Below are 3759 nucleotides of genomic sequence, written 5' to 3' on the forward strand. Positions count from 1 at the left end.
TCCTTACTTAATGTTTTTGCGTATTTCATTGCATAAGCAATGGCGTGGGAACTTTCAATTGCAGGAATAATTCCCTCTGTTCTTGATAAATATTCAAAAGCCTCTACTGCCTCCACATCTGTAATCGGAACATATCTTGCTCTTCCCGTATCATGTAAATTGGCATGTTCCGGTCCTATTCCCGGATAATCCAGACCTGCTGATATGGAATATACCGGTGCAATCTGTCCGTCTTCATTTTGACAAAACAGTGATTTCATTCCATGAAATATACCTTCTGTTCCATTTGCCACTGTTGCTGCATTTTTAGGATTATCAACTCCAAGTCCTGCTGCCTCGCATCCTATTAACTCAACTGATTTATCCTCAATAAAATTATAAAATGCTCCCATGGCATTTGAGCCTCCACCTACACAGGCAATAACTGCATCAGGAAGTCTTCCTTCTTTTTCCATTAACTGCTCCTTAATTTCCTTACTGATTACACTTTGAAAATCTCTTACAATTGTAGGAAAAGGATGAGGTCCCATTACTGAGCCTAACACATACAATGTATCATCCATTCTGTTAGTCCATTCCTTCATTGCCTCATTTACGGCATCCTTAAGAGTCATGGTTCCACTGGTAACTGCATGAACCTTAGCCCCTAAAAGTTCCATTCTGAAAACATTTAATGCCTGTCTCTCACAATCTTCCTTTCCCATGAATATTTCACATTCCATATCCATAAGAGATGCTGCCGTTGCTGTTGCCACCCCATGCTGTCCTGCTCCTGTTTCTGCTATTACACGGGTCTTTCCCATTTTTTTTGCCAGCAATACCTGTCCTAAAACATTGTTTATTTTATGGGAGCCTGTATGATTTAAATCTTCACGCTTTAAATAAATTTTTGCTCCCCCTAAATCCTTTGTCATTTTTTCTGCATAATACAAAAGTGACGGTCTTCCTGCATAGTTGTTTAATAAATCTGTTAATTCCTCATTAAACCCTTTGTCATTTTTATAAAATTCATATGCTTCTTCCACTTCGTTTATGGCTGTCATTAATGTTTCAGGAACATACTGTCCGCCATGAATACCAAATCTTCCTTTGCTCATCTCTTTTCTTCCTTTCTGCTATTTTGCCAATTCATCAAGTATTTCTTTTTTATTTTTTGCCCTCATTAGCGTCTCACCAATAAGAACTCCGTTAACTTTTGCTTCTTTAAGCCTTCTTATATCTTCGTTGGTTTTAATGCCGCTTTCTGCAATAAACAATACATTATCTGGAACAAGCCTGCGAAGTCTTTCACTGTTTGAAATATCAACCTTGAAAGTTTTTAAATCTCTGTTATTAACACCTATCATCCTTGCACCTGCTTTTAATGCCCGGTTAATTCTTTGAAAATCTATGTATTTTCATATATTCTTCCACATGCACGCTTCCGTACCGGGCAATCTTTCCTATATCATTTCTTGCCAAATCCACTAACATATTATGCTCAGCCAATTCCTTTTCATCTTTTAAAAGACTGTTCTCATTTTCCATATCCTCCGCCTGTGTTTTTCCCCTTGGTCTTGTTCCTGCCACAGGAAATGTTGTAAGTTCCCTATCCACTAACTTAACCATGGTTTCCGGAGAAGCTCCGGCTATCTGCATATCTTCTGACTGTATAAAATACATATATGGTGAAGGATTAGTGGTTCTCAAAACTCTGTAAGCATTTAAAAAGCTTCCCTTATATTCCGCTTCAAAACGTCTTGAAATAACTCCCTGAAAAATATCTCCCTCTCTTATGTTTTCTCCACCCTCCACACTTTCTAAAAGAAAGAAGTTTTTCCCAAAGACCTCCATCTTCCTAAGTAATGAAATAGGTGTGATTACATCTGCATATATTTCCTTGCATATTGGAATCATGCTGTAATCCTCAAGTAAATGTTCAATTTCTTCAAATTTCTGTGTGTTCATATGTCCTCCTCAAAAAATAATAATGATTTTGGGACAAAAGATTTTGGAATTTCTCATTGATAGGATAAACAAAAAGAAAAGGCCTTTGTCCCTTAAATATTAAGGGACAAAAGCCATAAAATACTTCTGCGGTGCCACCCAAATTAATGTATAACACATTCACTCACTGCATACCATCATATGCGCTCTCTTTTAACGGTGAGTCTCCGTCAGCGTCTACTTCCATCTAAATAGTTTCAAGCTGCCCTCCTAAGTCCATTCATCACTGATAGTCTATTGCCTCACACCAAACGGCAACTCTCTGAAAAACATCTCACATGACTACTTACTCTTAGTCAACGGTTTCCTTTATTCTAAAATTTATATTTCATATTGTCAAGGTGAGATTTACTCTTTCCCCTTGATTATTTTTAAGCATTGTCCTGTATCTGTTTTTCCTGAACATCAGGAGGTGCCTGTTCATAACGGGATACAACATATTCAAATTCACCACTTCCACCGGTTATTGAACGAAGGGATGTAGAATATCCATATAACTCTAACATAGGAACTTCCGCTTCTATTAACTGCTTTCCGTCCTTTGGAGTCATATTAAGTATTCGTCCCCGTCTTTTATTTAAATCTCCCATTATGTCTCCTGAATACTTATCAGGTGCCGTAACACTAAGTAAAGCAATCGGCTCTAACAAAACAGGTCCTGCCTCCAGAAATCCTTTCTTAAATGCAATAATGGTTGCCATTTTAAATGCCATTTCTGAAGAATCCACCGGGTGATAGGAACCATCTGTTAAAGTTGCCTTAACTCCCACTACAGGATAACCTGCTAACGGTCCTGCCTTAACACATTCCTGTAAACCTTTTTCCACCGCTGGGAAGAAATTCTTAGGTACAGCTCCACCAAATATCTTTTCTTCAAAAATATATGGTTTTGACAAATCCCCTGAAGGTTCAAACTCCATAACAACATCTCCGTACTGTCCGTGTCCTCCTGACTGTTTTTTATGTTTTCCCTGTACCTGTGCCTTCTTTCTTATGGTTTCCCTGAAAGCTATTCTTGGCTTTGTAAGTTCCACCTTTACCTTATACCTGTCTTCAAGCTTTGATGCCACAATCTGCAACTGCTGTTCCCCGATTCCATAAATCAACGACTGTCTGTTTTCTTCATCTGATACGGTTTTCAGTGTTAAATCCTCAATGCAAAGCTTGGTAAGAGCCTGTGCCATTTTATCTTCATCACCTTTATTTACAGCACGATATGCCATATATGTATAAGGCTTTGACATTGTTGTCGGATGATATTCTATAGGCCACTGCCTTGTAGATAAAGTATCGCCGGTTCTGGTGGATGCCAGCTTTCCTATTGCGCCAATGTCTCCTGAATACAATCTGTCAACCTCAATTACATTCTTTCCCCGCATAACATATAATTTGGCAAGTTTCTCTTCCACATCCTTTGTGGCATTATAAACTGTATCTCCGGCTTTCAGTATCCCTGTACGAACTTTTACCAGGGAGTATTTTCCAACAAAAGGATCCATAATAGTCTTAAAAACATATGCTGAAACAGGCTTGTTGCAGTCAAAATCCGCCACTACCTCTTCACCTGTATCTACATTGGTTGCCTTTTTAAGCACCTCTGCCTTATTAGCACTAGGAAAATATTTTTCACAGGTTTGAAGAAAGCTGTTTACTCCCTGACAGCTTACACCTGAACCTATCTGAACCGGAACAATATCACAGCTTATTACACTTTTACGAAGAGCCTTTGATATTTCCTCATATGTAAACTCTTCCCCAGCAAAATATTTATCC

At 38.4% G+C, this 3759-nt stretch carries 3 protein-coding genes, 1 pseudogene and 1 other annotated feature; all 4 genes and pseudogenes read right to left on the bottom strand.

What is annotated here, in order from left to right; translation table 11 throughout:
• Nucleotides 1–1097: tryptophan synthase subunit beta (gene trpB, locus Q5O73_RS05375; RefSeq protein ID WP_302669205.1), on the bottom strand; the 1097-nt coding region annotated here is incomplete at its 3' end.
• An 18-nt stretch (nucleotides 1098–1115) separates the two neighbouring features.
• On the bottom strand, nucleotides 1116–1346 hold the full coding sequence (locus Q5O73_RS05380; protein WP_118588441.1) for a hypothetical protein: 231 nt from the start codon (nucleotides 1344–1346) through the stop codon (nucleotides 1116–1118).
• Between the two features lie 34 nt (nucleotides 1347–1380).
• Nucleotides 1381–1782, bottom strand: a pseudogene (locus Q5O73_RS05385) (chorismate-binding protein); the annotation flags it as partial.
• A gap of 264 nt (nucleotides 1783–2046) precedes the next feature.
• Nucleotides 2047–2295: a binding site (T-box leader), on the bottom strand.
• A 62-nt stretch (nucleotides 2296–2357) separates the two neighbouring features.
• The coding region (locus Q5O73_RS05390; protein WP_302669206.1) for a translation factor GTPase family protein at nucleotides 2358–3759 on the bottom strand (1402 nt) is incomplete at its 5' end.

The organism is Eubacterium sp. AF15-50 (genome assembly GCF_934835595.1).
Taxonomy (GTDB): Bacteria; Bacillota; Clostridia; order Lachnospirales; family Lachnospiraceae; genus Eubacterium_G; species Eubacterium_G segne.